This window comes from Pseudomonas sp. GL-B-19 (assembly GCF_019956415.1).
Lineage (GTDB): Bacteria > Pseudomonadota > Gammaproteobacteria > Pseudomonadales > Pseudomonadaceae > Aquipseudomonas.
Genome location: NZ_JAHBDK010000023.1, coordinates 92143 through 117002, shown reverse-complemented (window position 1 = coordinate 117002; position 24860 = coordinate 92143). Strand labels below are relative to the sequence as shown.

Here is a 24860-nt window from a genome sequence, read left to right as displayed (position 1 = left end):
CACCCTCCCCCAAAAACCCCGACCCTACGTAACCCTCCAACTATCGGACGCCAACATCATTTCGCTACTAAACTCGGGACAAGCGGGTTCGGGTGCAGGATTATAGCCAACACGTATCGCCCAACCGACGGCCAGGTACTCAACAATAGCCAGCCCACTTTAGAGGGCATTACCCATGGATAGCAGAACTCTACGCAACCTCATGCGCATAGTGCAGACCGGCTCTTTGTCGGCGGCGGCAGAGCATTCCTGTTTAACGGTGCAGGCATTGGCTGCGCAGTTGAACAAGGTCGAAGAGCAGTTTGGTTTTCGGTTGTTTCGTCGCTCCAACAAGGGATTGACCCTGACCGCGCAGGGCTCGGAACTCACGCCTTACATGGACAAGGTGTTGCTGGCCACGCGGCAACTCGAAGAAAAAGTGGCTGCGCTGAAGGTGCCTGGGCAGCGCACGCTCAAGGTGGCGCTGAACACCACGCTTTCGTCTGACTTCAATCGGCGAATGATCGGACGCCTGATTGAGGTATTTCCCGACTATCAGTTGGAATTCAGCTACGCCGAGTCGATGGAAAACCTCAGCAAACTGAAGAATGAAGATTTCGACCTGGCCGTGTTGATCGGCCCGCAGCAGCCGGGGTTGCCGAGCATTATCCTGCCCGAAGTTCAGGTGCAGGTGGTCGGTGCTCATTGCGGCCAGGAAAACGATCCGTTGGTGCTGCTCGGCAACAAGTTTCAGGTGCGTCCGGCCGGCGATTGTCCGTATTCCCACAGTTTTTTGCGTTTTCTCGACGCCGGCCTTGGCAATTACGAATCGAGCAAACGGATGGTCTATTCCTGCAGTGAGACGCTGACGCTGTCGCTGATCACGCAAATGGATGGCCTCGGCATGGTGTCCCGTGACGCGGCCCAACGTAACGGCTTGACCATTTTCCCTGGCTTCGAGGATGCCCTCGAAGTGCGGTTGGCGGTCAATAACCCTGAGTTGTCGGGCCAGGCGTTGCAAGACGTGGTCGACCTTCCGCTACATGAACGAGCCGAGCGCAATGTACGCAGCCGTTCCCACCGCAACGGAGAGAAAGAGGTTTTTGCTGAAGTACGCACATAACAACGTCGGAATCGCGGCATAAAATTCCGGGCGATCGAGCTGCACGTGTTGATCCTTGATCAACAACGGCGTGAGGCTGATGGCAGCGACGATCGCCACCGGCAAGTATTCCAGCGCCCGGGCGACGAAGGGCGGCCAATGGTCGGTGTTCACTTGCAGCGGCAATGCTCGTGGCAAAAATGTAACGGCCATCATCAATACAACGACCAGAATCAGGAACGTTTGGTCAGGCATACACCCACCCCGCAGCCCACAAAGGTGGCGATAAACACGTTGAACGGCGAGCTGCCGGCCAGGCTCAGCGCGCCCATGCAAGCGACGGCGGCCAGTGCGGCGATGAGTTTGTTACGGGTATTGCACAGTGAAACCAGCACATAGAGCATCATCGCCGTCAACGCGTAGTCGAGCTGATACTTGATCAAGTGCGCCGCGTACTGCGCGCAAATCGCCCCGAGCAAACCGCCGAGCACCCATGAGGTGTGGCAATACAGATTGAAGCCGATCAGGTAACGCACATTGACCGGCGCCCCCTTGCCCAGTTTGACGCTGTGGAAAGCGAACGATTCATCGGTCAACCCGCCCGCATAACACCAACGCTCAAGTCGACTGAGCCCCATCGCCTGCAACGCCTTGGCCATGTAGACCGACATCAACATGTGCCGCGCGTTGATCAGAAACGTGGTGAGGACAATGGTGGTCAGCGACGCGCCACTGGAAATCAGCGCCAGGGCGGCAAACTGCGAAGCGCCAGCGTAAACGAACAGGCACATGGCGACCGGCAACCACACAGGCATCCCGGCATTGACCGCCATCAGGCCGAACACAAACGACACCGTGAAATAACCCGCCACTACCGGGCTGGCTTCGGCAAAGGTGCGCGAACGCCGGGGCCCGACCATCAGCGGCTGGCTGCTGGACGTCTCATTCATAGATCTCTCTCAAATGTTCTTTCGCCGCGCGGTTCGCAAAAACCCTGGGCACTCCAAAAACGTTTACCGGCGAGGTTTGCATCGTCGACAAACAGGAACATCCGCAGCACGCCCACGCGTTTCATGTCCGCCGATGCCGCTTCAACCAGCCGTTGACCAACGCCCTGGCTGCGGTACATCGGGCTGACCGCCAAGTGGTTGATAGTGCCGCGACTGCCAAGCATGCCACCCAGCACCGCGCCAACGATTTCGCCACTGAGGTCCAGCGCGATAAACGAGGTGGTGGTTTTTTGCACCAACACCCCGCGCAGGCATCTGGCGTCCTGCCATTCGCAGAAAGACACCTCTTCGAATTGCCGAAAGAAGCGCTCCAGACGCTGCGCATCTTTGGCCGTCGTGCGCCGCAACATCACCGGTGCAGGGCACTCGGCGAGGCTCATCATGGGGTCGAGCTGTTCAGCGAACAATGTCAAAAGCGGTCCCGGGCCGCGAGAAGGAAATCGCCAGAATTTGTCGATAAGCCATGTTGTGGGAATGGGTATTGCGCGCCGGCGTGACGTAGTGGCGCATGTCTCGATCAAGGAAGTAAGTGGTATCGAGAATCTCCTCGTACGTTGTCGACGCCAAATGCTCTTGTTCATGGGCGCTGTACAAGCGGCTCTCCGCCCCCTCCACGTTATTACGCCCCCAAAAATGCACACCGCTGAACGGGTAGCCGTCGCAGTGAATACCTTCCGGGGTAATCTCCAGTTGTTTGCCTGGCTTGATCTCGATACGGATCTGGTGAATCTGACATTGCCAGATTTCGTTGTGCAGTTCCGGTGGCAGAACGTTTTTGTACACCTCGAAATCCGTGTCAATCAGGCTGCGCATCACCGGTGAATGGATGATTTCATCGGAGAAGTCCTGGAAGTGCCGCACCATTCCGCCCACATAGCTGTTGTTCGCCTTGGACTGAACGTAAGCGCGGTGTTCCAGCTGTGTCAGTTCACGCGTCACCGGGTTGTACTCGAAATCGCTGTAGCGACGGTACCGATTGCCCGCCTCGGCCTGACCGTAGTAACTGTCAGGCTCCATGTTTTCCCAACTTCTGGTCAATCTGACGAAGTCGGAGAAGTGACCGAATAAATTGAAGTCGCTACTTTTGACGTTGACGTATTTATCGCGCCGTAGCGATTCGCCCACTTCTTTGTTCAAAACGAGCATTTTTTAAATCTCCGTGCATTTAGCAACCTAATCTAGAGAGCACAGGATTTGCGTCCATGAGAAAGAATTTCAGGCATCTCAAGCACGGTTTGAAACGGCGTTTGAAGTGGCTTGAATTCCACTTTTTACGACTGAGAACAGCCGTTTTTAGTGCTTTTTTACTGTAATGAGGCAAAAAACCCACCGAACCAGTCCGGGGGTTTTTCGATTTTTTGTCGCTCATAAAACCATCGCCCATAAAAAAGCGCCGCCATCCCGGCAGCGCTTTATCAATCCTTTGTTTTTTCTTCTTATCCTTCCATCACATCCCACAACGCTTCCAGTTCCGCCTCACTGAATAAACCAGCGGGGTAGCGCTCGATCATCGTCCGACGCGGATCAGGTTCACTGATCTGACGCATTCCATTGGACTTCAACCAGTGCGCAAGATCCTGGAGCGATTCGCCATTTATTGCCAGGGGATGCAACGCCCGCTCGCTCACTACGTTTACTTCGGCGTTCATTTCAGCGCTCTCTCCTGGTTCGTGAGCGGCTAACTTATCCAAGGTTTATGACAGAACATCGCAGTTCTCCCCCCCTCCCTGTTTCGCGCGGTGATAGATACAAGAGCTGTGCCAATGTTTCGGTACTGTCGACAAGCGGATACAAAAAAGCCCGCAGTCCTTTAGGGCTGCGGGCTTTTCATATAGAAGGGAGGATTAACATCTGCTCAACAGTTTTTGCAATTGACTCAAGATGTTACAACCTCACTCACTCCTTGTGCGGCGCAGGTTGCTGTTGGGTAAGGCAGTGGATGTTACCGCCTCCCAGTAACAGTTCCCGGCCTGGCACCATCACCACTTCATGTTGCGGGAACAGCGTCTGCAAAATTTCTTTTGCCGGGCCGTCCAGCGGGTCATCGAAGCTCGGCGCAATAATCCCGCCGTTGACGATCAGGAAGTTCACGTAAGAACCGGCAAGACGAACAGTCGGATTGCGCTCCTGAGTGCCGTCCACCGGGTCGACACCGGCGCACTCTTCTTGCGTCGCATACAGCGGCCCCGGAATCGGCATCTTGTGCACCGTGAACGGGCGACCCTTGGCGTCGGTGCTGTTTTGCAGCACGTTCATTGCCGCCTGGCAGCGCGGGTAGTTCGGGTTTTGCGGGTCATCGGTCCAGGCCAGCAATACTTCACCCGGGCGCACGTAGCAGCAGAAGTTATCCACATGGCCGTCGGTTTCGTCGTTGAACAAACCGTCCGGCAGCCAAATGATTTTATCCACAGCCAGATTCGCGCTGAGCACCGCTTCGATCTCTGCACGATTGAGGTGCGGATTGCGATTGCGGTTGAGCAGGCATTCTTCGGTCGTGATCAGGGTGCCTTCGCCATCGACGTGAATCGAACCGCCTTCGAGCACGAAGCCCTCGGTACGATAACGCTGGCTGCGCTCGATCTCGAGGATTTTGCCGCCGACTTGCGAATCTCGGTTCCACGGCGAATACAGGCCGCCGTCGAAACCGCCCCAGGAGTTGAAGTCCCAGTTCACACCCCGGACTTCACTACGGTTATTGATGACAAAGGTCGGGCCTGTGTCGCGAACCCACGCGTCATCGCTGGACATTTCCACCACACGAATGTTCGGCACGTCGAGACGGGCGCGAGCGTTTTCGTACTGGCCAGCGGAAACAGCGACGGTCACCGGCTCGAAACGCGCGATGGCTTTTGCCACCGCCACGTGTGCGGCTTGCGCCGGTTTGCCACCCAGGCGCCAGTTGTCCGGGCGCTCGGGCCAAATCATCCAGGTCTGGGTATGTGGCGCCCATTCGGCCGGCATATAGAAGCCGTCGGCGCGAGGCGTGGTGTGCAAAGTGGTCATGACAATCAGGACTCCAGGGAACCGTCGAGAGTTTTCAGTGCGCCGTACAGGTTCGGGCGACGATCACGGAACGAACCCCACGCGCTGCGAATATGTTCCAGCTCGTCGAGGTCGAAAGTGTGCACCAGAATACCTTCTTCGGTTTTGTTGAGCTCCTGAACTTTTTCGCCGAACTGATTGGCGATGAACGACGAGCCATAGAAGGTAATGTCGTAGCCGTCCTGCTCTTCGTTGCCGATGCGGTTGCTGGCGATCAGCGGCATCAGGTTGGCGCCGGCATGCCCCTGTTGTACGCGCTGCCAGTGATCACGGGAGGAAATGGTCTTGTCGTGCGGCTCGCTGCCGATGGCGGTCGGGTAGAACAGGATTTCCGCGCCTTGCAACGCCATGCTGCGCGCGCACTCCGGAAACCACTGATCCCAGCAGATGCCCACGCCGATTTTCGCGTAGCGGGTGTTCCACACTTTGAAGCCGGTATCGCCCGGGTTGAAGTAATACTTCTCGTGGTAGCCAGGGCCGTCCGGGATGTGGCTTTTACGATAAATCCCGAGGTTGGAGCCGTCGGCATCGATGATCGCGATGCTGTTGAAGCGCGCGCGTCCGGCCAATTCGTAGAAGCTGATCGGCAGCACCACTTGCAGCTCTTTGGCGACTTTCTGGAAGTGCTTGATGGCGACGTTGTCTTCAACGGTCGTGGCCAGTTGCAGGTAATCCGGGTTCGGCTTCTGGCAGAAGTACGGGGCTTCGAACAGTTCCTGAATCAGGATGATCTGCGCGCCTTTGGCTGCAGCCTCACGGACCAGCTTCTCAGCGGTTTCAATATTGGCTTCAAGGTCCCAGGAACAGGCCATCTGGGTAGCGGCGACGGTAACGATACGGCTCATGAATCGGCTCCTGAGCAAAGGCTTGGGGTCGAGTGTGGCATCGACCCATGACAGAAATGAGAAGCACAGGCTGTGGATCGACCACAGCGAGGCTGCGGTGACTTTATAGCCGATAAATATCGGCTTTAGAAGCCACCAGAAAACCATCCGTCATGTTTTTTTACTAAAAAGCCGATATCTATCTGATTAGCGCGATCCCCTGTAGGAGTGAGCCTGCTCGCGATAGCGGTCGAACATTCAACATGGATGTTGACTGATCCTGCCCAATCGCGAGCAGGCTCACTCCTACAGGGTTATGTGTTCACAGGCCTTCCGTGAGCACCTTGGAGAGCATGTCCACGAAGAAGTCCACGCTCTGCCGCGAGGTCACCATCGGTGGTTTGATTTTGAGAACGTTGAGGAAGTCGCCGGTCGGCTGCATGAAAATCCCCAGCTCTCGCAGGCGATCACACAGCGCGGTGGTTTCTTCGGTCGCCGGTTCCAGGGTGTCGCGGTTGCGGATCAATTCGACACCCAGATAGAAGCCAGAGCCGTGCACCGCGCCCACCAGCGGATGAATATCGATCAGCGCTTCCAGTCGCTCCTTGAAATACCCGCCCACCACCTGAGCGTTTTCCCAGAGCTTTTCCTCTTCCATTACGTCCAGCACCGCCATGCCGATCTGGCAGCTGACCGGACTGCCGCCCGCCGACGAGAAGAAATAACCTTCGGCCTCCAGCGCTTCGGCGATTTCCCGCCGCGTGATCACCGCGCCCAACGGCTGGCCGTTGCCCATGCCTTTGGCCATGGTGATGATGTCCGGCACCACGCCCTGCTCTTCAAAGCCCCAGAAGAAATGCCCCATGCGCCCGTAACCAACCTGCACTTCGTCGGCGATGCACACGCCACCCTGCGCGCGAACCATCGCGTAGACCTGCTGCAAATAGCCCGGTGGCAACGAGATCCCACCGGCATTGCCGTACACCGGCTCGCAAATGAAACCCGCCAACTGACGCTTTTGCCCGGCAATTTTCGCCAGGTTGTGCTCGACGCTGCGCACGTAGTCCGGTGCACTGTCCGGGCCACGGAATTCGCCGCGATACGTGTTCGGCGCAATGACCGGATGCACCCAGTCAGGACGGCTGCTCAAGGCCTTGGGATTGTCGGCAATCGATGTCGACACCGCATCGGCGCCGACGGTCCAGCCGTGATAGGCCTCAAGCACACTGAGCATGTCGCGCCCGCCGCTGTAAGCCCATGCCAGGCGAATCGCCAGATCGTTGGCCTCGCTGCCGCTGTTGACCAGGAATACGCGGTCCATGGAGTCCGGCGCCAACTTCAGCAAGCGTTCGGAAAACTCGGCAACCGCCGCATAGTTGAAGCGCGAGTTGGTGTTGAGCAGCGACCACTGACGACTGGCGACCGCCGCCATGCGCGGATGTCCGTGGCCGAGTACCGCGACGTTATTGAGCATGTCGAGGTAGCAGCGGCCCTGCATGTCGATCAGGTGGTTGCGCCAGCCGCGTTCGATGCGCGGCGGGTCGACGTAATAGTGCTTCTGGGTTCGCGCGAAACTGGCGCTACGGCGCGCCAGCAGCGTCTGCGAATCGAGTTCCTCTTCAGCGTCACAGGCCAGTCCCAGCAATGCCGCCGGCGATGGGCACAAGGCTTGCCACGCCAAGGTGCGCGAAGGTGTGCAAAACAGCGGAGCATTGAAAGCCGTGCCTCGGCTCAACTGCACAATCAGAGGCCCGCTGACCGAGCCCAGCACCTGGCCTTTGACCAGGGCCGCGCCGGTGTGCAGCGACGGGGTCACGCCCCAAAGCCGTACACTGAGTTGCGGCCCGTCGAGTTGCAGCACACCCGCCGCCGGCTGATGAACCACACCGGCAAAGGGCGATTCAACCGCCGTGCCGTGGGGCACTCGCAACTCGACATGCAACGGGCATGTGTCCGGTTCGGCCGCACTGTCTGGACGAGTCCGCGACAACCGATATTGCCCATATCGACTGGCTGCCAGGCCGTGGGTCGCCGCGGCTTCGGTCAGAAGTCGCTGATCGATTCCTTCTTGCTCCCAGTTACCCGCCTCGAAATGCGGGCTGAGTACGCCCAGATCGATCAGCGCAAACTCGCGCCCCACCAGACTTGGCAGCAACGGAGCGAATCCTTCACTGCCGATGCTCGGCAGGCTCTGGCCAACGCACGCCAGGATCGCCGCTTCCATCAATTCCAGCGGCACCGACGTGGCCACGCGGAAAATTTCCCACTCATGGTTCAGGTTGTCGCGACTGTACTGGTTGCCCGGATCAATACTGACCTGCTGCTCGCCACTGAGCACCAACACCGCCGCACGCGCGACGATCAGCGGCCAGAGCGCCAGCAGTTCTGCATGCTGCAAAGGATTGACCGCGTGATAGGCCTCAATCGCCGGCAAAATGTAGAACGGATCGCCGTTGGCGTGGTGCAGTAATGCCGCGCAGGTCACCGAAAGATCGGTGATGCGCCAGGTGCGGACCAGGTCGCCGAAATCAATCACGCCCTGCAATTGCCATTGACGTTGCAAGTCGCGCTGCCAGACCACGTTGTCGTCAGTGATGTCCATGTGAATGGCCTGCACCGGCAACCTATCCACCAGCGGTTGCAAGTGACGTTCGGCACGTTCGGCGGCAACGGCGATCAACCTGCGTTGCGCGTCATCCTTGATGACCGGCAGCAAATGGCCGATCAATGCGTTGGCGTGACGGGCATCCCACTGCAACGTGCGCACAAGGCCCGGATGGTCAAAAACGGCCAGCGCCAGGTCCATTTCGCCGCACAGCTGACCGAAACCGGCGACCACGGCTCCCGGCAGGTGATCGAGGTGGGTGAGCGACTGACCTTCGATGTAGTCGAGCAGACGCACGTGCACCGATTGCCCCGCGACTTCCAGCGTGAGCAGATCAGTACCGTTTTTGGCGGAGATCACTCGCGGCACCTTCACGCCAGAGTGCTCGCCCAGATGCTTGAGCCCCGCGTGCTGGGCTTGCAGCTCCAGCGCCGCATAATCACCACGGCAGATTTTCAGGACGAAACGCCCCTGGTCGCTATCGACGCGAAAGTTGAGATCCTGCTGGCTGCCAAGAGCCTGCAACTTCCCGCTCAGCCCGTAATGCCCTTCCAGCAGCTCAAGCGCTTGCTGCGCAGACACTTGCGGGCTGGGCAAACTGGCGCGGTGAATCAACGTGGCGAGCGGCATACAGCGACCTCTGAAATGTTATTAGGCGCTTATATCGCCACTGCATCGGTCGATAATCAACCCCCCGTTGACGCTGTAAATCCCAAATACGACCAACAACCCTCTTGCACCACCCCGCTCCTGCCGACAAGCTATGCTCATTCGTTCTATCGTCTTACGGAAAAAGGCTGGCCAACATGCGTATTCTCATCACCGGCGGTGCCGGTTTCATTGGCTCTGCCTTAATTCGTCACCTGATCCGGCACACTGAGCACGAAGTGCTCAACCTGGACAAATTGACTTACGCCGGCAATCTTGAATCGTTGACCAGCATTGCCACCGACACCCGCTATGAATTCGTGCAAGCCGATATCGTCGACCAGGCGACCGTGAGCGCAATCCTGGCGCGCTTCCAGCCGCACGCGATCATGCACCTGGCGGCCGAATCCCATGTTGACCGCTCCATCGACGGTCCGTCGGATTTCATTCAAACCAACATCGTCGGCACCTATAGCCTGCTGGAAGCGACCCGCGCCTACTGGCAGACCTTGGCCGAGCCTGAGAAAAGCGCCTTTCGCTTTCATCACATCTCCACCGATGAGGTCTACGGCGACTTGCACGGCGTCGACGATCTGTTCACCGAAACCACGCCCTACGCGCCAAGCTCGCCGTATTCCGCCAGCAAAGCAGCGTCTGATCACTTGGTCCGCGCCTGGCAGCGCACCTACGGCTTGCCGGTATTGCTGACCAATTGCTCGAACAACTACGGGCCGTTCCACTTCCCCGAGAAGCTGATCCCGCTGGTGATTCTCAACGCCCTCGCAGGCAAGCCACTGCCTGTGTACGGCAACGGCCTGCAAGTGCGTGACTGGCTGTTCGTCGAGGATCACGCCCGCGCGCTGCTCAAAGTGGTCACCGAAGGAGTGGTCGGCGAGACGTACAACATCGGCGGTCACAACGAACAGAAGAACATCGACGTGGTGCGTGGCATCTGCGCCCTGCTCGAAGAACTGGCCCCGCAAAAGCCTCAAGGCGTGGCGCACTTCGCCGATTTGATCACCTTCGTCCAGGACCGTCCTGGCCACGACCAGCGTTACGCCATCGACGCCAGCAAGATCGAACGCGAACTTGGCTGGGTACCCGAAGAAACCTTCGAAACCGGCCTGCGCAAGACCGTTCAGTGGTATCTGGATAACCTGGAGTGGTGCCACCGTGTTCAGGACGGCAGCTATCAGGGTGAACGACTGGGCGCCATCAATACCAAGGAGCTTCTCGCATGATGAAAGGCATAGTGTTGGCGGGCGGCTCGGGTACGCGTTTGCACCCGATCACGCTTGGCGTGTCCAAACAGCTGTTACCGGTCTACGACAAGCCGATGATCTACTACCCGATCTCGGTACTGATGCTGGCCGGCATCAAAGACATCTTGCTGATTTCCACACCTCAGGACCTGCCGCAGTACCGCAACCTGTTGGGTGACGGCAGTCAGTTCGGGGTCAACTTCAGCTACGCCGAACAACCGTCGCCAGACGGTCTGGCCCAAGCCTTTTTGATTGGTGAAGAGTTTATTGGCGACGACCCCGTCTGCCTGATCCTCGGCGACAACATCTTCCACGGTCAGCACTTCGGTGATCAGTTGAAAAACGCGGCAAAACGCACTTCTGGCGCGACCGTGTTCGGCTATTGGGTCAAAGACCCGGAACGCTTTGGCGTAATTGATTTCGACAGCGAAGGCCGAGCCTTGTCGATCGAAGAGAAGCCGAAACAACCGAAATCCAGCTACGCCGTCACCGGGCTGTATTTCTATGACAACGACGTGATCGACATCGCCAAGGCCGTGAAACCCTCGCCTCGCGGCGAACTGGAAATCACCGACGTCAATAACGCCTACCTCCAACGCGGCGATTTGCAGGTCGAGCGCTTCGGTCGCGGTTTCGCCTGGCTGGACACCGGCACCCACGACAGCCTGCTCGAAGCCTCTCAGTACGTGCAGACCATCGAGCATCGCCAAGGCCTGAAAGTCGCCTGCCTGGAAGAGATTGCCTACGAAAATGGCTGGATCAGCCGCGAGCTTCTGCTCGAGCGCGCCAGTTATTTCGGCAAGACCGGTTACGGCAAATACCTCTTCATGCTGGCCGGGGAAGAACAATGAAAGTGATTGAAACCGGCTTGCCCGGTGTACTGATCATCGAGCCCAAAGTCTTCGGTGACGAGCGCGGCTTTTTCTATGAAAGCTTCAATGCCAAGGCGTTTCAAGAAGCGACGGGGCTCAACACACAGTTCGTTCAGGACAACCACTCCCGATCCCAGAAGGGCGTGCTGCGTGGCCTGCACTACCAACTGCAAAACACCCAGGGAAAACTGGTGCGGGTGACCGTCGGTGAAGTGCTCGACGTCGCAGTGGATATCCGTCGCAGCTCGGCGCATTTTGGCCAGTGGGTGGCGGTGCGGTTGTCCGCCGACAAACATCGGCAACTCTGGGTGCCCGAAGGCTTTGCCCATGGGTTTGTAGTACTCAGCGACTTCGCCGAGTTCCTCTACAAGACTACGGATTACTACACACCGTCTGCCGAACGCTGCATTCGTTGGGACGATCCGACCCTCGCCATCGATTGGCAACTGGAAGAAGCCCCGCAGTTGTCGGCCAAGGATCAGAACGGTCAGCTCTTTTTAGAGGCTGATCTGTTTCCATGAGAATACTCATCAGTGGTCAAAACGGTCAGGTCTCCCGTGAGTTGCAGCGTCGCCTGGGTGATGTCGGTGAATTGATTGTGCTGGGGCGCGATCAGCTTGATCTGGCTCAACCGGAACAGATTCGTCGGCAGGTCCAGCGCGTTCGTCCCGACCTGATCATCAACGCAGCGGCTCACACGGCTGTCGATCAGGCTGAGAACGAACCGGAACTGGCATTTGCCATCAATGCGACCGGCCCGGGCGTATTGGCCGAAGAAGCGCTGGCGCTGGGTATCCCGCTGATTCATTACTCGACCGATTACGTGTTCGACGGCAGCAAGACCGCGCCTTACAACGAAGACGATGTGCCCAATCCGCTCGGCGTGTATGGCAAGAGCAAACGGGTCGGCGAACAGGCAATCACGGCGGTACAAGGCCAGCACCTGATCTTGCGTACCAGCTGGGTTTACTCGACCCACGGCCGTAATTTCCTGCTGACCATGCAACGCTTGCTGCAAGAAAAACCGGAATTGCGCATTGTCGCTGACCAGATCGGCGCGCCCACCTGGGCCGGCACGATTGCTGGCAGCACCGTCGCGCTGATTGAACGCTGGCAAGCGGGACAGGCCGGTGCCTGGGGCACGTATCACCTGACGGCTCAGGGTGAAACGTCATGGTTCGGCTTCGCCCAGGCCATTGGCGATGCGCTTCGGGAACAGGGCAAGCCGTGCGCTAACCTGCTGCCGATTCCGTCCACCGACTACCCGACACCAGCGGCCCGGCCGCTGAACTCACGCCTCGACTGCAGTCGTCTGCAGCGCGAATGGGGCGTCAGTCAGCCTGACTGGCAAAGCGCGCTGCGCGAGTGTCTTGCCGAGCAAGCCTAGGCATAATGCGCCTGTACCCACAGGCGCCCGATGCTCATGACTCCGACCCTCCCTCGCAGACCCCGCTGGCGCAGCCTCGCCCTGCTGGCGTTGTGCCTGGCGCCGTTACTGTGGCCGCTGGAGCACTTGGCCGAGCGTTACTACCGCAGCGAACTGGCCGGGCAGAACCGTCAGACCCTCGACCTGTACGTCGCCAACCTGCTGGGCACGCTGCACCGTTATGAGGTCTTGCCGCAAATCCTCGGCGACTTGCCGGCCCTGCGCGCCGTACTCGGCGCGCCCGATGATGGCGTCACCCAAGGCAATGCCAACCGCTTGCTGAAAAACATCAGCACCCAAACGGGCGCCGAAGTCATGTACTTGATGGACACGAGCGGCAAGACGCTGGCGGCGTCCAATTGGGACAAGCACGACAGCTTCGTCGGGCGCAATTTTTCTTTCCGGCCTTATTTCAGCGAAGCCATGGCCGGGCGACTCGGACGGTTTTTCGGCCTGGGCACGACCTCGGCCAAACGCGGCTACTTCTTCGCCGCCGCGGTACGCGATGGCGAAAAGGTCGTCGGCGTGCTGGTGGTCAAAGTTGACCTGGACCACACCGAAAGCCTCTGGGGCAAAACCCCGGAACAGCTGCTGCTGACCGACCAAAACGGCGTGGTCATTCTCACGTCGCGGCCGGAGTGGCGATTTCGCTCGACCCGCCCGTTGACCGATGAAGAAAACAAGGCCATTACCGCGGTTCAACCGTACCCGACCCGCGATCCAAAGCCGTTGAAACTCAACCCCAATGCCTGGCTGACACAGACCCAGCCAATCGCAGAAACCGGCTGGAACGTCAGCATCCTCGCCCCGCGCACCCTGATCGACCGCCCGGTGCGCACGGTGGTCGCCATCGGTGGCGCAACGCTGTTGGTGTTGATGCTGCTGCTCGGGCTGATGATGCAGCGCCGCCGTCATTACCTCGAACGAATCGCCTTCGAAGCCAAGGCCAGGCGCGAACTGGAAGGCCGGGTCGCCGAGCGGACCAGCGACCTCGAAGGCCTCAATCGGCGCCTGAAACAGGAAGTGCTGGAGCGCGAACACGCCCAGCAGGAGCTGGTGCGCGCGCAGGATGATCTGGTCCAGGCCGGTAAATTGTCAGCGTTGGGAACCATGTCGGCGAGTATCAGCCATGAGCTCAATCAGCCACTGGCGGCGATTCGCAGCTACGCGGAAAACGCCGAAGTGCTGCTCGATCATCAACGCACCGACGATGCACGCGGCAACCTCAAACTGATCAGCGAACTGACCGGGCGAATGGCCTCGATCATTGCTCACCTGCGCGCTTTCGCCCGCCGTGATCGTCACGCGCCGGAAAGCGTTGCGCTGCAACCGGCGCTGGATGACGCGCTGGCATTGCTGGCCAAGCGCCGACGCAGCATGGAAGTCGAGTTGATCCGCGACTTGCCGGCCGCCACGTTGTGGGTCGAGGCCGGGGAAACTCGTCTGCGTCAGGTACTCGGCAATCTGTTGGCCAACGCCCTTGATGCGCTGACCGAGAAAGGCCCACCGCGTAAACTCTGGTTGAGTGCCCAATCCACCGCTGACGGCGTCAATCTGTACATTCGTGACAATGGTCCCGGCTTTTGCATGGAAGCCCTGGGGCGCGCCAGCGAACCTTTCTACACCACCAAGACCCGCACCCAGGGACTTGGACTGGGGTTGGCGATTTGCGAAACCCTGATGCGTGCCTTCGGTGGCGAACTGTCGTTCGCCAACCACAAGGAAGGCGGCGCCGTGATTACCCTGAAACTGCGCGCAGGCGCGCCGGGCGTAAGCCTGCAACCGTCCGAGGACCGAAGTGCATGACCATCGACAGCCGCATTCAGGTCGTGTTGATCGACGATGATCCCCATCTGCGTCAGGCCCTGAGCCAGACCCTGGACCTCGCCGGCCTGAAAATCCTGCCGCTGGCGGAAGCCAAAGGCCTGGCCGCACAACTGGAGCGTGACTGGCCCGGCGTGGTGGTCAGCGACATTCGCATGCCGGGCATGGACGGCCTCGAACTGCTGACCGAACTGCATGCCCAGGACCCGGAGCTGCCGGTGCTGCTGATCACCGGCCACGGCGATGTACCGCTGGCGGTGCAAGCCATGCGTGCGGGGGCCTATGACTTCCTGGAAAAACCCTTCGCCAGCGATGCCCTGCTCGACAGCGTGCGCCGCGCGCTGGCCTTGCGTCGCTTAGTACTCGATAACCGCAGCCTGCGTCTGGCCCTGAGTGATCGCAATGAATTGAGCACTCGGTTGGTTGGGCAATCGGCGCCGATGCTGCGCCTGCGCGAGCAGATTGGCGCACTGGCCGCGACCAGGGCCGACGTGCTGATCCTCGGTGAAACCGGCGCGGGCAAAGAAGTCGTGGCCCGTGCGCTGCACGATTTGTCGAACCGTCGTAACGGTCCGTTCGTGGCAATCAATGCCGGCGCACTGGCCGAGTCCGTGGTGGAAAGCGAGCTATTCGGCCATGAGCCCGGGGCGTTCACCGGCGCGCAAAAACGTCGCATCGGCAAGTTCGAATTCGCCAACGGCGGCACGCTGTTCCTCGACGAAATCGAAAGCATGAGCCTGGACGTGCAGGTGAAACTGCTGCGCTTGCTGCAGGAACGCGTCGTCGAGCGTTTGGGCGGCAATCAGTTGATCCCGCTGGACATCCGCATCATCGCCGCGACCAAGGAAGACCTGCGCCAGTCCGCCGATCAAGGGCGTTTCCGCGCCGACTTGTATTACCGCCTGAATGTCGCGCCGCTGCGTATTCCGCCACTGCGCGAGCGCGGTGAAGACGCGTTGGTGTTGTTCCAGCATTTCGCCGACGAAGCCAGCGCCCGCCACGGTTTGCCGCCCCATATGCTGCAACCGGGGCAACGCGCCCTGCTGCTGCGCCACACCTGGCCCGGCAACGTACGCGAACTGCAAAACGCCGCCGAACGCTTCGCCCTGGGCCTGGAACTGGCGCTGGACAACAATACGCCGGGGGGCGGAACCAGCACGCCGGCTGAAGGGTTCAGCGGCGGATTGAGCGAGCAAGTGGAAAACTTCGAAAAGAGCCTGATCGCCGCCGAACTGGCGCGCTCTCACAGCTCCGTGCGTAGCCTCGCCGAAGCGCTGGGCATCCCACGCAAAACCCTGCACGACAAGCTGCGCAAACATGGGCTGAACTTCGCCGGCGGCGCCAGCAGCTCTGCTGACGATCTCGATTGAGCGACCGTTAAATCATCACCTTCAAACAAGAGGCCCACGCATGAACCGCGACAGTCGTCACCTGGAATCCATTCTCCATCACGACATCCCCCTGACGCAGGCCATGGGCATCAAAGTGCTCGACTGGCACGAGCAGCAACTGCGTCTGTACTTGCCGCTGGAAGCCAACGTTAATCACAAAAGCACCATGTTCGGCGGCAGTCTGTATTGCGGCGCGGTTCTGGCGGGTTGGGGCTGGTTGCATTTACGCTTGCGTGAGGAAGGGATTGAAGACGGGCACATCGTGATTCACGAAGGGCAGATCAGCTATCCGCTCCCGGTGACCATGGACGCGACAGCGATTTGTCAGGCGCCGAGTGCCGCGGTGTGGAAGAAGTTTTTGGCGATGTATCAGCGCTATGGGCGGGCGCGGTTGACGCTGCATTCACGGATTGTGAATGTCGGCAGTGATGACGATGCGGTGAAATTTACCGGGCAGTACGTCCTTCATCGCTAAGTCGGGGCCAGCACAAAACCTGTGGGAGCGAGCCTGCTCGCGATGACAATCGAACATTCAACGATGATGTTGACTGATAAACCGCTATCGCGAGCAGGCTCGCTCCCACAAGGGTTTTGCATAGTTGGCAGATTGTTGGGTAGCGCCCCTCTAACCGCGGTCAGGAGCGGGCGAGCTCCAGCAGTTTTTCGCGCCACACAGCCTTGGCCGGCAGCGCCAAAAAGAACTCATTCAACAACGATTCCCGCGCCGGATAACAAAACGGTGCACCGCTCAAGTCCAGCACCTCGCCGCCCGCACCTTCCAGCACACCTTGCGCCGCCGCCGTGTCCCACTGCGAAGTCGGCGCCAGCCGCGGATAACAATCCGCCGCCCCTTCCGCCAACAAGCAGAACTTCAGCGAACTGCCGATATTGGCCAGTTGCAACTCGCCCAGACTGTCGCTCAACCCCGCCAACAAGCGCTCCTGTTCCGGGCTCGAATGCCGACGACTGGCAACCACGGTAAACGCCTCTCCCGCAGCAGGCACTTCGCGAACCTGGATCAGGAATGGCTCACTTCCCTTGTCGCCGCGCCAGGCGCCCAAACCTGCACCACCGACGTAGAAACGCCCGTTGGTCGGCATCGACACCACACCAAACACCACCCGCCCCTGCTCGATCAGCGCGATATTGACGGTGAACTCTTCACTGCCGGAAATGAATTCCTTGGTTCCGTCCAACGGGTCCACCAGCCACCACCGCTGCCACCCGGCACGCACGCTTTGCGGGATGTTGGCGTCTTCTTCGGACAGCACCGGGATGCTCGGATCCAGCGCGGTCAACCCGGCCAGAATCAAATGATGAGCCGCGAGATCTGCGGCCGTCACCGGAGAATCGTCAGCCTTGGCAGTCACGGCGGTGCCGGTACGCCAGAACGGCAGAATCGCCTCGCCAGCCTGCAATGCCAGTTCAACCACCGGCGCCATCAATGGATGCGGGAAATTCAACTTCATGGCAAAAACACCCCACGCTGGGTCAGTAAGTCACGGGCCAGATACAGCGCCGCCAAGGCACGGCCCTCGGTGAAGCGCGGGTTCTGCGCCAGGGCGGACAACTCACGCAGATTGATCTTGTCCACACCCATCGGCTCGGGTTCGTCACCCTCAAGGCTTTCTTCATACAGATCAGTGGCCAGAACCACCTGGATCTTCTGGCTCATGTAACCGGGCGATAACGACAACTCGGTCAGATGCTCCAGCTGCCGTGCGCCATACCCGGCTTCTTCCTTGAGCTCACGCACAGCCGCCGCCAGCACGTCTTCACCCGGCTCGATCAGGCCTTTGGGCAAGGACAGCTCATATTCATCAGTGCCGCCGCAGTATTCCTCGACCAACACCGCATGATCTGAATCGAGCATGGCCACGACCATCACCGCGCCATACCCCGCGCCCTTGCCCACCAAACGCTCGTACGTGCGCTCCACGCCATTGGAAAAGCGCAGTTTCAGCTCTTCGACACAGAACAAACGGCTGGTGGCGACGATCTCGCGGGCAAGTATGGTGGGTTTCTGGCGCATGCAAAGCTCCTTGGCGTGAACGCGTTACTATACCCGGCCTATCCTGATTGTTGACCTCGGATATCTCTTTTACCGCTGGAGAAGTTTTTTATGTCCCTGCTGCCCTGGCGCGACATCGACACCGTTCTGCTGGACATGGACGGCACGCTGCTGGACCTGCATTACGACAACCATTTCTGGATGGAACACTTACCTCAGCGTTACGCCGAATTACACGGGGTGAGCCGGGCCATGGCCGAGATGGAATTGCAGCCGCTGTTCGAGCGCAATGCCGGCCAGTTGCAGTGGTACTGCCTGGATTTCTGGAGCGCCGAATTGAAGCTGCCGGTGCGCGAACTGAAACTGGAAACCGCGCACCTGATCGCCTTGCGCCCGGATGCGGATACGTTTCTGGCGGCGATCAAACAGGCCGGCAAGCGTGTGGTGATGATCACCAATGCACACCGGGATTCGCTGTCATTGAAGCTGGAAAGGATTGAACTGGCGCCCTACTTCGAGCGCTTGATCAGCTCGCATGATTACGGCTTTCCCAAAGAGAATGCGCAGTTCTGGGAGGCGTTGCAGGCGGACATCGGCTTTGATCCGGCGCGTAGTCTGTTTATTGATGACACGTTGCCAATCCTGCGCAGTGCGCGCCGTTTTGGCGTAGCGCATTTGTTGGCGGTGAGCGAGCCGGACAGTCGCAAAGGGCCCAAGGACACGGCGGAGTTTGCGGCGGTGGGGGATTATCGGGATTTGATTGCAGGGCTTTAGACCGAGTCGCCTGCATCGCGGGCAAGCCTCGCTCCCACAGGTTACGCGAACAACACAAAACCCTGTAGGAGCATGGCTTGCCCGCGAAGGCCATCACACTGTCTTGAGGCTTACTCAGGAATCCGCAACGACTGCCCCGGATAAATCTTGTTCACGTCCTTGAGCATCGGTTTGTTGGCTTCGAAAATTTTGTTGTACTTATTGGCATCGCCATACACGCGCTTGGAAATCGCGCTGAGGGTATCGCCCTTCACCACGGTGACAAACACCGCAGCCTTCACTACCGGCCCGGTCACCGTAATCTGGTCATCAACGCTGCCCACACCGGCAATATTGCCCACCGCCAGCAGAATCTTTTCCTTCTCTTCCTGACTGCCGACCTCCCCGGTCACGGTCACTTTGTCGCCATCCACCGTGGCCTGCACATTCGGGTTACCCAGGCCAACCTTGCTGATGTGTTCCTTCAACTGCTCACTGGCATTGGCGTTGCCGGGGGTCAGCAGATCGAGCAGTTTTTCGCCTGCTTCTTTCACAAAGCTCAAAAGACTCATGGTGCGTTCTCCTTGGGTTCAGGTTCCAGAGGCAAGAGACTAGACCAAGCTGGCAACCCCCGGCTCCAACCCGACCAATGACGTTGATCTGGCGCAAGCGCTAGAATCCCCTCCTTCACCGCGCCCTGGAGCGAAGATGGACATCAAGCAACTGAAATTCCTCATCGCCCTCGACGAAACCCGGCACTTTGGCCAGGCCGCTGCCCGCTGCCACATCACCCAGCCGACCCTGTCCATGCGCCTGCGCAGCCTCGAAGAAGAACTCGAGTTGCCGCTGGTCAATCGTGGTCAGCGCTTTGAAGGGTTTACCGCACCTGGTGAACGCGTGCTGGCCTGGGCGCGCACAGTGCTGGCGGCTTACGACGGCTTGCAGGCTGAAGCCGCGGCCTGTCGCGGCAACCTGGTAGGTACGTTGCGGTTGGGCGTGGTGCCGCTGTCGAGTTTCGATCCGCTGCCGCTCATGCAACGCTTGCACGCCGAACACCCGAACCTGCGCTTCGAACTTTCGGCGTTGAGCTCCGAGCAAATCCTCGAGCAGCTGTCGAGCAACCGTCTGGACCTCGGCGTGTCTTATCTGGAGCGTCTGGACAACGAGCGCTTCGATTCACTGGCGTTCAGTGAAACCCACATGGGCCTGCTCTACGATCAGCGCTTTTTCAGTTTCGGCGAAGTGCCTTTGAGCTGGGAGTCGCTGATCGAACTGCCACTGGGCATGCTCACCAGCGGCATGCACTTTCGCCAGTCCATCGACCACAACTTCCACAGCCGCGGCCTGTCACCTCAGCCTCTGCTGCAAACCGATGCAGTGCACCAATTGTTACAAGCGGTGCACGGTGGCATGTGCTGCGCGGTGATGCCGCTGGATGGCGGTCTGGAAAACCTAACCGATCACCTGCGCCTGCAACCCATCGAAAACGCGCAAACCGTCGCCCGGCTGGGGTTGATCATGCGTCGCAGCGCCCCACGCTCGGCCTTGGCGGAAGCCTGTTTTGCGATCTATCAGAAATCACTGACGGCCTCTTGATCGACGTCATCTATCGGCAGATCAGTAATAGCGATTAGACGTGACCTTTTGACACGCCTAGGCTTAGAGCTGACCAGACCGTCGGTGATACCTCATGAACACCAAGCGCCCCGGCTGCGCGGCGCCCGCACTCGAAACGCCCGCGCCAGACGCAAGCCAGACCTACAGTTTCTGTGACCTTCAATTCACCGAATCGGCCAGCACCGCGCTGGCCGAGGAAGTTGCGTTGGCGATTGCCTACAACGGCATCAGCCAGGCTGTGATGTTGGTGACGCCGACTGACCTTGAAGACTTCATCGTCGGCTTCAGCCTCGGCAGCGGAATTATCGAAGACGCGACCGACATCTATGACCTGCAATTGACCGGCGAAGGGTCGGCGCAGTACGCGCAAGTGACCATCGCCAACCGCGCCTTCTGGAACCTCAAGCAGCAACGTCGGCAACTGGCCGGCACCAGCGGTTGCGGGCTCTGTGGCGTGGAAGCGGTTGAACAAGCATTGCCCGACCTCAAGGTGTTGCCGGGCGCGCCGCTGCCGCCCGCCGAATGGCTCGATGGCCTGCGCCAACGCATCGGCGCGTTCCAGCCGCTGGGCCAACATTGCGGCGCAGTGCACGCGGCGGTGTTCATGAACGGTCAGGGCGAGTTGCTGCTGGGCCGCGAAGACATCGGCCGGCACAACGCCCTCGACAAACTGATTGGCGGGTTGATCCGCCAGAAGATCCCGACGACTGGTGGCCTGGCGATTGTCACCAGCCGGTGCAGCCTCGAATTGATCCAGAAAGTCTTGCGCGCTGGCATCCAGACTCTCGTCAGTCTGTCGTCGCCCACGGGCCTTGCCGTGCAATGGGCCCGTCGTCACAACCTCAATCTCATCCACCTGCCGCAAAAAAGTGCGCCGCGGGTCTACAGCCCTGCGATGGAGAATCAAGCGTGAGTCAACACCGTCAAGCCGACCAGAAACCCGTCCCTCGCTACAAGCCCTACAAAGGCCCGGCCGGTGGCTGGGGCGCGCTAATCAGCGTCGCCCAAGCCTGGTTGACCAGCGATAACGCGCTGAAAAACCTCCGCATAATGCTCAAGACCAACCAGAACGGCGGTTTCGACTGCCCCGGTTGCGCTTGGGGCGATTCTCCGGAAAAGGGCATGGTGATGTTCTGCGAGAACGGCGCCAAAGCGGTGAACTGGGAAGCGACCAAACGCCGTGTCGACGCTGCATTCTTCGCCAAACATAGTGTCACCTCGCTGCTGGAGCAGAGCGACTACTGGCTTGAATACCAGGGCCGTCTGACCGAGCCGATGAGCTACGACGCCGAGACCGATCGCTACAAGCCTATCAGCTGGGACGCGGCCTTCACCCTGATCGGCAAACACCTGCAAGGGCTGTCGAGCCCGAATCAGGCCGAGTTCTACACCTCGGGCCGCGCCAGCAACGAAGCGGCGTACCTGTATCAATTGTTTGTGCGCGCCTACGGCACCAATAACTTCCCTGATTGCTCGAACATGTGCCACGAGGCCAGCGGTGTGGCCATGGCGCAAAGTGTCGGCGTTGGTAAAGGCACGGTCACCTTCGACGACTTCGAACATGCCGATGCAATTTTTGTCTGGGGTCAGAACCCTGGTACCAACCACCCACGGATGCTCGAACCGTTGCGCGAAGCGGTGAAACGCGGCGCTCAGGTGGTGTGCGTCAACCCGCTGAAAGAGCGCGGCCTGGAACGCTTCCAGCATCCGCAGCACCCGTTCGAAATGCTCACCAATGGCGACAAGCCGACCAACACGGCGTTCTTCCGTCCAGCCCTCGGTGGCGACATGGCGATCCTGCGCGGCATGGCGAAATTCCTGCTGCAATGGGAGCGCGACGCGCAGAAGACGGGCGCGGAAGCGGTGTTCGATCACGACTTCCTCAATGAACACAGCGTCAACGTGCTGGAATACCTCGGAGCCATCGACGATACACCGTGGGAACAAATCGTCGAGCAGTCTGGTCTGCCGCTGGTGGAGATCGAGCAAGCGGCGCGGATGTACGCCAAAGGCAAGAACGTGATCATGTGCTGGGCGATGGGCATCACCCAGCATCGCCATTCGGTGGCAACCATCCAGGAAATCGCCAACCTGATGCTGCTGCGCGGCAACATCGGCCGGCCGGGCGCCGGTCTGTGCCCGGTGCGTGGCCACAGTAACGTGCAGGGCGACCGGACCATGGGCATCAACGAGCGTCCGCCGGTGGCGTTCCTCGATTCACTGGAACGTCGTTTCCAGTTCAAGGTGCCGCGTGACAATGGCCACAACGTGGTCGAGGCAATCCACGCCATGGCCGAGGGTCGCGCCAATGTTTTCATCGGCCTGGGTGGCAACTTCGCCCAAGCGACTCCGGACAGCTCGCGCACTTTCCAGGCGTTGAGCAATTGCGACCTGACCGTGCAGATCAGCACCAAGCTCAACCGCAGCCACTTGGCCCACGGTAAAGACGCGCTGATCCTGCCCTGCCTGGGCCGTACCGACATAGACATCCAGACCGAGGGCCCGCAAGCGGTGACCGTGGAAGATTCGTTCAGCATGGTCCACGCCTCCAACGGCCAGTTGCAGCCGCTGTCGAACCAGATGCGTTCGGAGCCGTCGATCATCGCCGGCATCGCCGCCGCGACGCTGGGCAGCAAACCGGTGGACTGGAACTGGCTGGTGGCGGATTACGGCCGTATCCGCGATCTGATCGCCGACACCATTCCGGGCTTTCGCGATTTCAATGAGCAGGTCAAAAATCCGGGCGGTTTCTATCTCGGCAGCAGTGCCGGTGCGCGTAAGTGGAACACGCCATCAGGCCGGGCCAATTTCCGCCCGAATGCCCTGCCTGAAGACCTGGTGCACGAGCGCACGCGCGCGACCGGAGTGCTGCCGGATTTGATCATGCAATCGATGCGTTCTCATGATCAGTACAACACCACGATTTATGGTCTCAACGACCGTTACCGTGGGGTGAAAGGTCAGCGCGATGTGTTGTTTGTGAACGAAGCCGACATCATTCGCCTGGGTTTCAAACCGGGGCAGAAGGCCGACATCGTCTCGATCTGGGATGATGGGCGTGAGCGTCGCGTCAAGGGTTTCACGCTGCTGGCGTTTGATATTCCGGCGGGGCAAGCGGCGGCTTACTACCCGGAAGTGAATCCGCTGGTGCCGCTGGAAAGCATTGGGGATGGCAGCCATACGCCGACGTCGAAGTTCGTGGCGATCCGGTTGGAAATGGCGAGTGAGACTGGGTTGATTTTGGCCAAGTCCGCTTAACGCGGCCGGATCAATCACTTTCCAATCGCCCACAAAAAAGGCCGTTCCTGTATAGAAACGGCCTGTCCGAAGTAACTAAAGACCGGCGAAAAACAGTTAAGTTCCGTCTAAAAAACAGTAACTTATAGAATTGTGCTGAAGTCGTGTTACTCGTCGGATTTCGATTGTCACACCTCTGACACAGCCTCAGGATCGCGTCGTCATCCCCTTGAGGTTCCTCCATGAAGTTCTCCTCGATTCTCTTGTTGTCCCTTGGCTTGTTCAGTGGCATTGCTTCTGCTGGCGGCAACACCGAAGCCGGTGTGGGCGGCGCATTGGGCGGGGTTCTTGGCTCGGTCGTCGGTCAGTCGTTAGGCGGCAATACAGGTTCCACCATCGGCGCGGCCCTGGGCGGCGCGGGTGGTAGCGCAGTTGGCGCAAACAAACACAGCCGTGGCGAAGCCGCCATCGGTGGTGCGTTGGGCGCAGCAGGCGGTAACGTGGTCGGCCGCAGCATGGGCGGCACCACCGGCAGCCTGATCGGCTCCGCAGCAGGCGGCGGCGCCGGGGGCGCGCTGGGTAACTACATGGGCAACAAATACGATAATGAAGATGACGACAACGATGGTCACTACTATCGTGGCCATGGTGATCGTCGCTACTACCGTGATGGCCATCCAGGTCGTGGCCATGCCTATGGCCATCGCAAGCATCACCACAAGTACTACCGCGACCGCGACTGAGGCTTCCATCGCCTCGTTAGCCGGTACATCAAAAAATCGCAGCCCTTGGGCTGCGATTTTTTTTTGCCCTGTCTAAACCACCAGGCGTTCCAGCGCTCCACGCAATCCGGCCGGAATCGATACAGGCTGATTCGAAGCACGATCTACAAAGACATGCACGAAGCGCCCGGCCGCACAGGCTTCCTCTTCCCCTTGCTTGAACACGGCCAATTCGTATTGCACCGAACTGTTGCCCAGCTTGCCAACCCGCAGGCCGATCTCGATCCGGTCCGGAAAGGCGATGGAAGCGAAGTAATCGCAAGCCGAACTCACGACAAAACCCACCACCTCGCCGTCATGGATATCCAGGCCACCGACTTCGATCAGGTAAGTGTTCACCGCCGTATCGAAGAAGCTGTAGTAGGTGACGTTGTTGACGTGACCGTAGGCGTCGTTGTCGTGCCAGCGGGTGGTGATGGGCTGGAAGTGTGGGTAGTCGGTGCGTTGGTTCATGCGCAGCTCTCGTCTTGAAGTG

Annotated in this window: 25 protein-coding genes; 13 read left to right on the top strand and 12 right to left on the bottom strand. The window is 59.4% G+C overall.

Annotated elements, in window-relative coordinates; genetic code table 11:
* Positions 1-175 precede the first annotated feature (175 nt).
* Entirely contained in the window at positions 176-1102 is a 927-nt protein-coding gene (locus KGB06_RS10065; RefSeq protein WP_223514767.1) for a LysR family transcriptional regulator, read from the top strand.
* Here KGB06_RS10065 and KGB06_RS10060 read toward each other — a convergent pair.
* From KGB06_RS10060 to KGB06_RS10025, 8 genes are all read right to left on the bottom strand, one after another.
* Complete coding sequence (locus tag KGB06_RS10060) at positions 1019-1336, bottom strand: AzlD domain-containing protein (RefSeq protein ID WP_010464672.1); 318 nt, start codon at positions 1334-1336, stop codon at positions 1019-1021. The two genes, KGB06_RS10065 and KGB06_RS10060, sit on opposite strands and share 84 nt — an antisense overlap.
* Positions 1315-2031: an AzlC family ABC transporter permease gene (locus KGB06_RS10055; protein ID WP_223514764.1), complete on the bottom strand. Its 717-nt coding sequence runs from the start codon at positions 2029-2031 to the stop codon at positions 1315-1317. The genes KGB06_RS10060 and KGB06_RS10055 overlap by 22 nt, the downstream gene beginning before the upstream one ends.
* Positions 2028-2441, bottom strand: a complete 414-nt coding sequence (locus KGB06_RS10050; RefSeq protein ID WP_317849377.1) for a GNAT family N-acetyltransferase — start codon at positions 2439-2441, stop codon at positions 2028-2030. Before KGB06_RS10050 ends, KGB06_RS10055 begins: the two co-directional genes overlap by 4 nt.
* Before the next feature lie 46 nt (positions 2442-2487).
* On the bottom strand, positions 2488-3237 hold the full coding sequence (locus KGB06_RS10045; protein ID WP_223514761.1) for a 2OG-Fe dioxygenase family protein: 750 nt from the start codon (positions 3235-3237) through the stop codon (positions 2488-2490).
* A gap of 290 nt (positions 3238-3527) precedes the next feature.
* Entirely contained in the window at positions 3528-3740 is a 213-nt protein-coding gene (locus KGB06_RS10040; RefSeq protein ID WP_223514759.1) for a hypothetical protein, read from the bottom strand.
* A gap of 247 nt (positions 3741-3987) precedes the next feature.
* Complete coding sequence (gene aguA / locus KGB06_RS10035) at positions 3988-5094, bottom strand: agmatine deiminase (protein ID WP_223514756.1); 1107 nt, start codon at positions 5092-5094, stop codon at positions 3988-3990.
* 5 nt (positions 5095-5099) lie between these two features.
* Positions 5100-5978, bottom strand: a complete 879-nt coding sequence (aguB, locus tag KGB06_RS10030; protein WP_223514754.1) for an N-carbamoylputrescine amidase — start codon at positions 5976-5978, stop codon at positions 5100-5102.
* Positions 5979-6279: 301 nt separating this feature from the next.
* A complete protein-coding gene (locus KGB06_RS10025) occupies positions 6280-9192 on the bottom strand; it encodes an aminotransferase (protein ID WP_223514751.1) in 2913 nt (970 codons plus the stop codon).
* Between the two features lie 176 nt (positions 9193-9368).
* Here KGB06_RS10025 and rfbB point away from each other — a divergent pair, with 176 nt between their 5' ends.
* From rfbB to KGB06_RS09990, 7 genes are read left to right on the top strand one after another with little or no spacing between them, the layout of a single operon-like run.
* The gene (rfbB, locus tag KGB06_RS10020) at positions 9369-10451 is read left to right on the top strand and encodes a dTDP-glucose 4,6-dehydratase (protein ID WP_223514748.1); all 1083 of its coding nucleotides are present in this window, start codon (positions 9369-9371) and stop codon (positions 10449-10451) included.
* The gene (rfbA, locus tag KGB06_RS10015; RefSeq protein ID WP_223514745.1) at positions 10448-11323 is read left to right on the top strand and encodes a glucose-1-phosphate thymidylyltransferase RfbA; all 876 of its coding nucleotides are present in this window, start codon (positions 10448-10450) and stop codon (positions 11321-11323) included. Before rfbB ends, rfbA begins: the two co-directional genes overlap by 4 nt.
* The gene (gene rfbC / locus KGB06_RS10010) at positions 11320-11865 is read left to right on the top strand and encodes a dTDP-4-dehydrorhamnose 3,5-epimerase (protein WP_223514742.1); all 546 of its coding nucleotides are present in this window, start codon (positions 11320-11322) and stop codon (positions 11863-11865) included. The genes rfbA and rfbC overlap by 4 nt, the downstream gene beginning before the upstream one ends.
* On the top strand, positions 11862-12731 hold the full coding sequence (rfbD, locus tag KGB06_RS10005) for a dTDP-4-dehydrorhamnose reductase (RefSeq protein ID WP_223514739.1): 870 nt from the start codon (positions 11862-11864) through the stop codon (positions 12729-12731). Before rfbC ends, rfbD begins: the two co-directional genes overlap by 4 nt.
* Before the next feature lie 36 nt (positions 12732-12767).
* The gene (locus KGB06_RS10000) at positions 12768-14576 is read left to right on the top strand and encodes an ATP-binding protein (RefSeq protein WP_223514722.1); all 1809 of its coding nucleotides are present in this window, start codon (positions 12768-12770) and stop codon (positions 14574-14576) included.
* Positions 14573-15964: a sigma-54-dependent transcriptional regulator gene (locus tag KGB06_RS09995; protein WP_223514720.1), complete on the top strand. Its 1392-nt coding sequence runs from the start codon at positions 14573-14575 to the stop codon at positions 15962-15964. Before KGB06_RS10000 ends, KGB06_RS09995 begins: the two co-directional genes overlap by 4 nt.
* A 40-nt stretch (positions 15965-16004) precedes the next feature.
* Positions 16005-16460 carry a thioesterase domain-containing protein gene (locus tag KGB06_RS09990; RefSeq protein ID WP_223514717.1) on the top strand — a complete coding sequence of 152 codons (456 nt, stop codon included), beginning with the start codon at positions 16005-16007 and terminating at the stop codon, positions 16458-16460.
* Between the two features lie 160 nt (positions 16461-16620).
* On the opposite strand, the gene cysQ is transcribed toward KGB06_RS09990, so the two are convergent.
* Entirely contained in the window at positions 16621-17454 is an 834-nt protein-coding gene (gene cysQ / locus KGB06_RS09985) for a 3'(2'),5'-bisphosphate nucleotidase CysQ (RefSeq protein WP_223514714.1), read from the bottom strand.
* A complete protein-coding gene (nudE, locus tag KGB06_RS09980; RefSeq protein WP_223514711.1) occupies positions 17451-18017 on the bottom strand; it encodes an ADP compounds hydrolase NudE in 567 nt (188 codons plus the stop codon). The genes cysQ and nudE overlap by 4 nt, the downstream gene beginning before the upstream one ends.
* A gap of 90 nt (positions 18018-18107) precedes the next feature.
* Between nudE and yrfG the strand changes: the two genes are divergently transcribed.
* A complete protein-coding gene (gene yrfG, locus KGB06_RS09975) occupies positions 18108-18770 on the top strand; it encodes a GMP/IMP nucleotidase (protein ID WP_223514709.1) in 663 nt (220 codons plus the stop codon).
* 110 nt (positions 18771-18880) lie between these two features.
* On the opposite strand, the gene lysM is transcribed toward yrfG, so the two are convergent.
* Positions 18881-19321, bottom strand: coding sequence for a peptidoglycan-binding protein LysM (lysM, locus tag KGB06_RS09970; protein ID WP_223514706.1), 441 nt, complete (start codon positions 19319-19321; stop codon positions 18881-18883).
* Positions 19322-19457: 136 nt separating this feature from the next.
* Between lysM and KGB06_RS09965 the strand changes: the two genes are divergently transcribed.
* The 4 genes from KGB06_RS09965 to KGB06_RS09950 all read left to right on the top strand — a co-directional run bounded on the left by KGB06_RS09965 (position 19458) and on the right by KGB06_RS09950 (position 24346).
* A complete protein-coding gene (locus KGB06_RS09965; RefSeq protein WP_223514703.1) occupies positions 19458-20345 on the top strand; it encodes a LysR family transcriptional regulator in 888 nt (295 codons plus the stop codon).
* 94 nt (positions 20346-20439) lie between these two features.
* Complete coding sequence (fdhD, locus tag KGB06_RS09960; protein ID WP_223514700.1) at positions 20440-21279, top strand: formate dehydrogenase accessory sulfurtransferase FdhD; 840 nt, start codon at positions 20440-20442, stop codon at positions 21277-21279.
* A complete protein-coding gene (locus KGB06_RS09955; RefSeq protein WP_223514697.1) occupies positions 21276-23624 on the top strand; it encodes an FdhF/YdeP family oxidoreductase in 2349 nt (782 codons plus the stop codon). Before fdhD ends, KGB06_RS09955 begins: the two co-directional genes overlap by 4 nt.
* Positions 23625-23845: 221 nt before the next feature.
* Positions 23846-24346 (top strand): glycine zipper domain-containing protein, encoded by a 501-nt coding sequence (locus tag KGB06_RS09950; RefSeq protein ID WP_223514694.1) that lies wholly within the window; start codon positions 23846-23848, stop codon positions 24344-24346.
* Between the two features lie 72 nt (positions 24347-24418).
* On the opposite strand, the gene KGB06_RS09945 is transcribed toward KGB06_RS09950, so the two are convergent.
* Positions 24419-24838, bottom strand: coding sequence for an acyl-CoA thioesterase (locus tag KGB06_RS09945; RefSeq protein WP_223514679.1), 420 nt, complete (start codon positions 24836-24838; stop codon positions 24419-24421).
* Positions 24839-24860 lie beyond the last annotated feature (22 nt).

What these genes read in the sequence shown, in the direction of transcription:
- yrfG (WP_223514709.1), top strand. Translation starts at nt 18,108, where the DNA reads ATGTCCCTGCTGCCCTGGCGCGACATCGACACCGTTCTGCTGGACATG.
- rfbC (WP_223514742.1), top strand. Translation starts at nt 11,320, where the DNA reads ATGAAAGTGATTGAAACCGGCTTGCCCGGTGTACTGATCATCGAGCCC.
- KGB06_RS10050 (WP_317849377.1), bottom strand. Translation starts at nt 2,441, where the DNA reads ATGTTGCGGCGCACGACGGCCAAAGATGCGCAGCGTCTGGAGCGCTTC.
- KGB06_RS10055 (WP_223514764.1), bottom strand. Translation starts at nt 2,031, where the DNA reads ATGAATGAGACGTCCAGCAGCCAGCCGCTGATGGTCGGGCCCCGGCGT.
- KGB06_RS09945 (WP_223514679.1), bottom strand. Translation starts at nt 24,838, where the DNA reads ATGAACCAACGCACCGACTACCCACACTTCCAGCCCATCACCACCCGC.
- KGB06_RS10040 (WP_223514759.1), bottom strand. Translation starts at nt 3,740, where the DNA reads ATGAACGCCGAAGTAAACGTAGTGAGCGAGCGGGCGTTGCATCCCCTG.
- KGB06_RS10000 (WP_223514722.1), top strand. Translation starts at nt 12,768, where the DNA reads ATGACTCCGACCCTCCCTCGCAGACCCCGCTGGCGCAGCCTCGCCCTG.
- nudE (WP_223514711.1), bottom strand. Translation starts at nt 18,017, where the DNA reads ATGCGCCAGAAACCCACCATACTTGCCCGCGAGATCGTCGCCACCAGC.
- KGB06_RS09995 (WP_223514720.1), top strand. Translation starts at nt 14,573, where the DNA reads ATGACCATCGACAGCCGCATTCAGGTCGTGTTGATCGACGATGATCCC.
- KGB06_RS10060 (WP_010464672.1), bottom strand. Translation starts at nt 1,336, where the DNA reads ATGCCTGACCAAACGTTCCTGATTCTGGTCGTTGTATTGATGATGGCC.
- rfbB (WP_223514748.1), top strand. Translation starts at nt 9,369, where the DNA reads ATGCGTATTCTCATCACCGGCGGTGCCGGTTTCATTGGCTCTGCCTTA.
- KGB06_RS10025 (WP_223514751.1), bottom strand. Translation starts at nt 9,192, where the DNA reads ATGCCGCTCGCCACGTTGATTCACCGCGCCAGTTTGCCCAGCCCGCAA.
- fdhD (WP_223514700.1), top strand. Translation starts at nt 20,440, where the DNA reads ATGAACACCAAGCGCCCCGGCTGCGCGGCGCCCGCACTCGAAACGCCC.
- KGB06_RS09965 (WP_223514703.1), top strand. Translation starts at nt 19,458, where the DNA reads ATGGACATCAAGCAACTGAAATTCCTCATCGCCCTCGACGAAACCCGG.
- KGB06_RS09990 (WP_223514717.1), top strand. Translation starts at nt 16,005, where the DNA reads ATGAACCGCGACAGTCGTCACCTGGAATCCATTCTCCATCACGACATC.
- aguA (WP_223514756.1), bottom strand. Translation starts at nt 5,094, where the DNA reads ATGACCACTTTGCACACCACGCCTCGCGCCGACGGCTTCTATATGCCG.
- KGB06_RS09950 (WP_223514694.1), top strand. Translation starts at nt 23,846, where the DNA reads ATGAAGTTCTCCTCGATTCTCTTGTTGTCCCTTGGCTTGTTCAGTGGC.
- rfbD (WP_223514739.1), top strand. Translation starts at nt 11,862, where the DNA reads ATGAGAATACTCATCAGTGGTCAAAACGGTCAGGTCTCCCGTGAGTTG.
- lysM (WP_223514706.1), bottom strand. Translation starts at nt 19,321, where the DNA reads ATGAGTCTTTTGAGCTTTGTGAAAGAAGCAGGCGAAAAACTGCTCGAT.
- rfbA (WP_223514745.1), top strand. Translation starts at nt 10,448, where the DNA reads ATGATGAAAGGCATAGTGTTGGCGGGCGGCTCGGGTACGCGTTTGCAC.
- KGB06_RS10045 (WP_223514761.1), bottom strand. Translation starts at nt 3,237, where the DNA reads ATGCTCGTTTTGAACAAAGAAGTGGGCGAATCGCTACGGCGCGATAAA.
- cysQ (WP_223514714.1), bottom strand. Translation starts at nt 17,454, where the DNA reads ATGAAGTTGAATTTCCCGCATCCATTGATGGCGCCGGTGGTTGAACTG.
- aguB (WP_223514754.1), bottom strand. Translation starts at nt 5,978, where the DNA reads ATGAGCCGTATCGTTACCGTCGCCGCTACCCAGATGGCCTGTTCCTGG.
- KGB06_RS10065 (WP_223514767.1), top strand. Translation starts at nt 176, where the DNA reads ATGGATAGCAGAACTCTACGCAACCTCATGCGCATAGTGCAGACCGGC.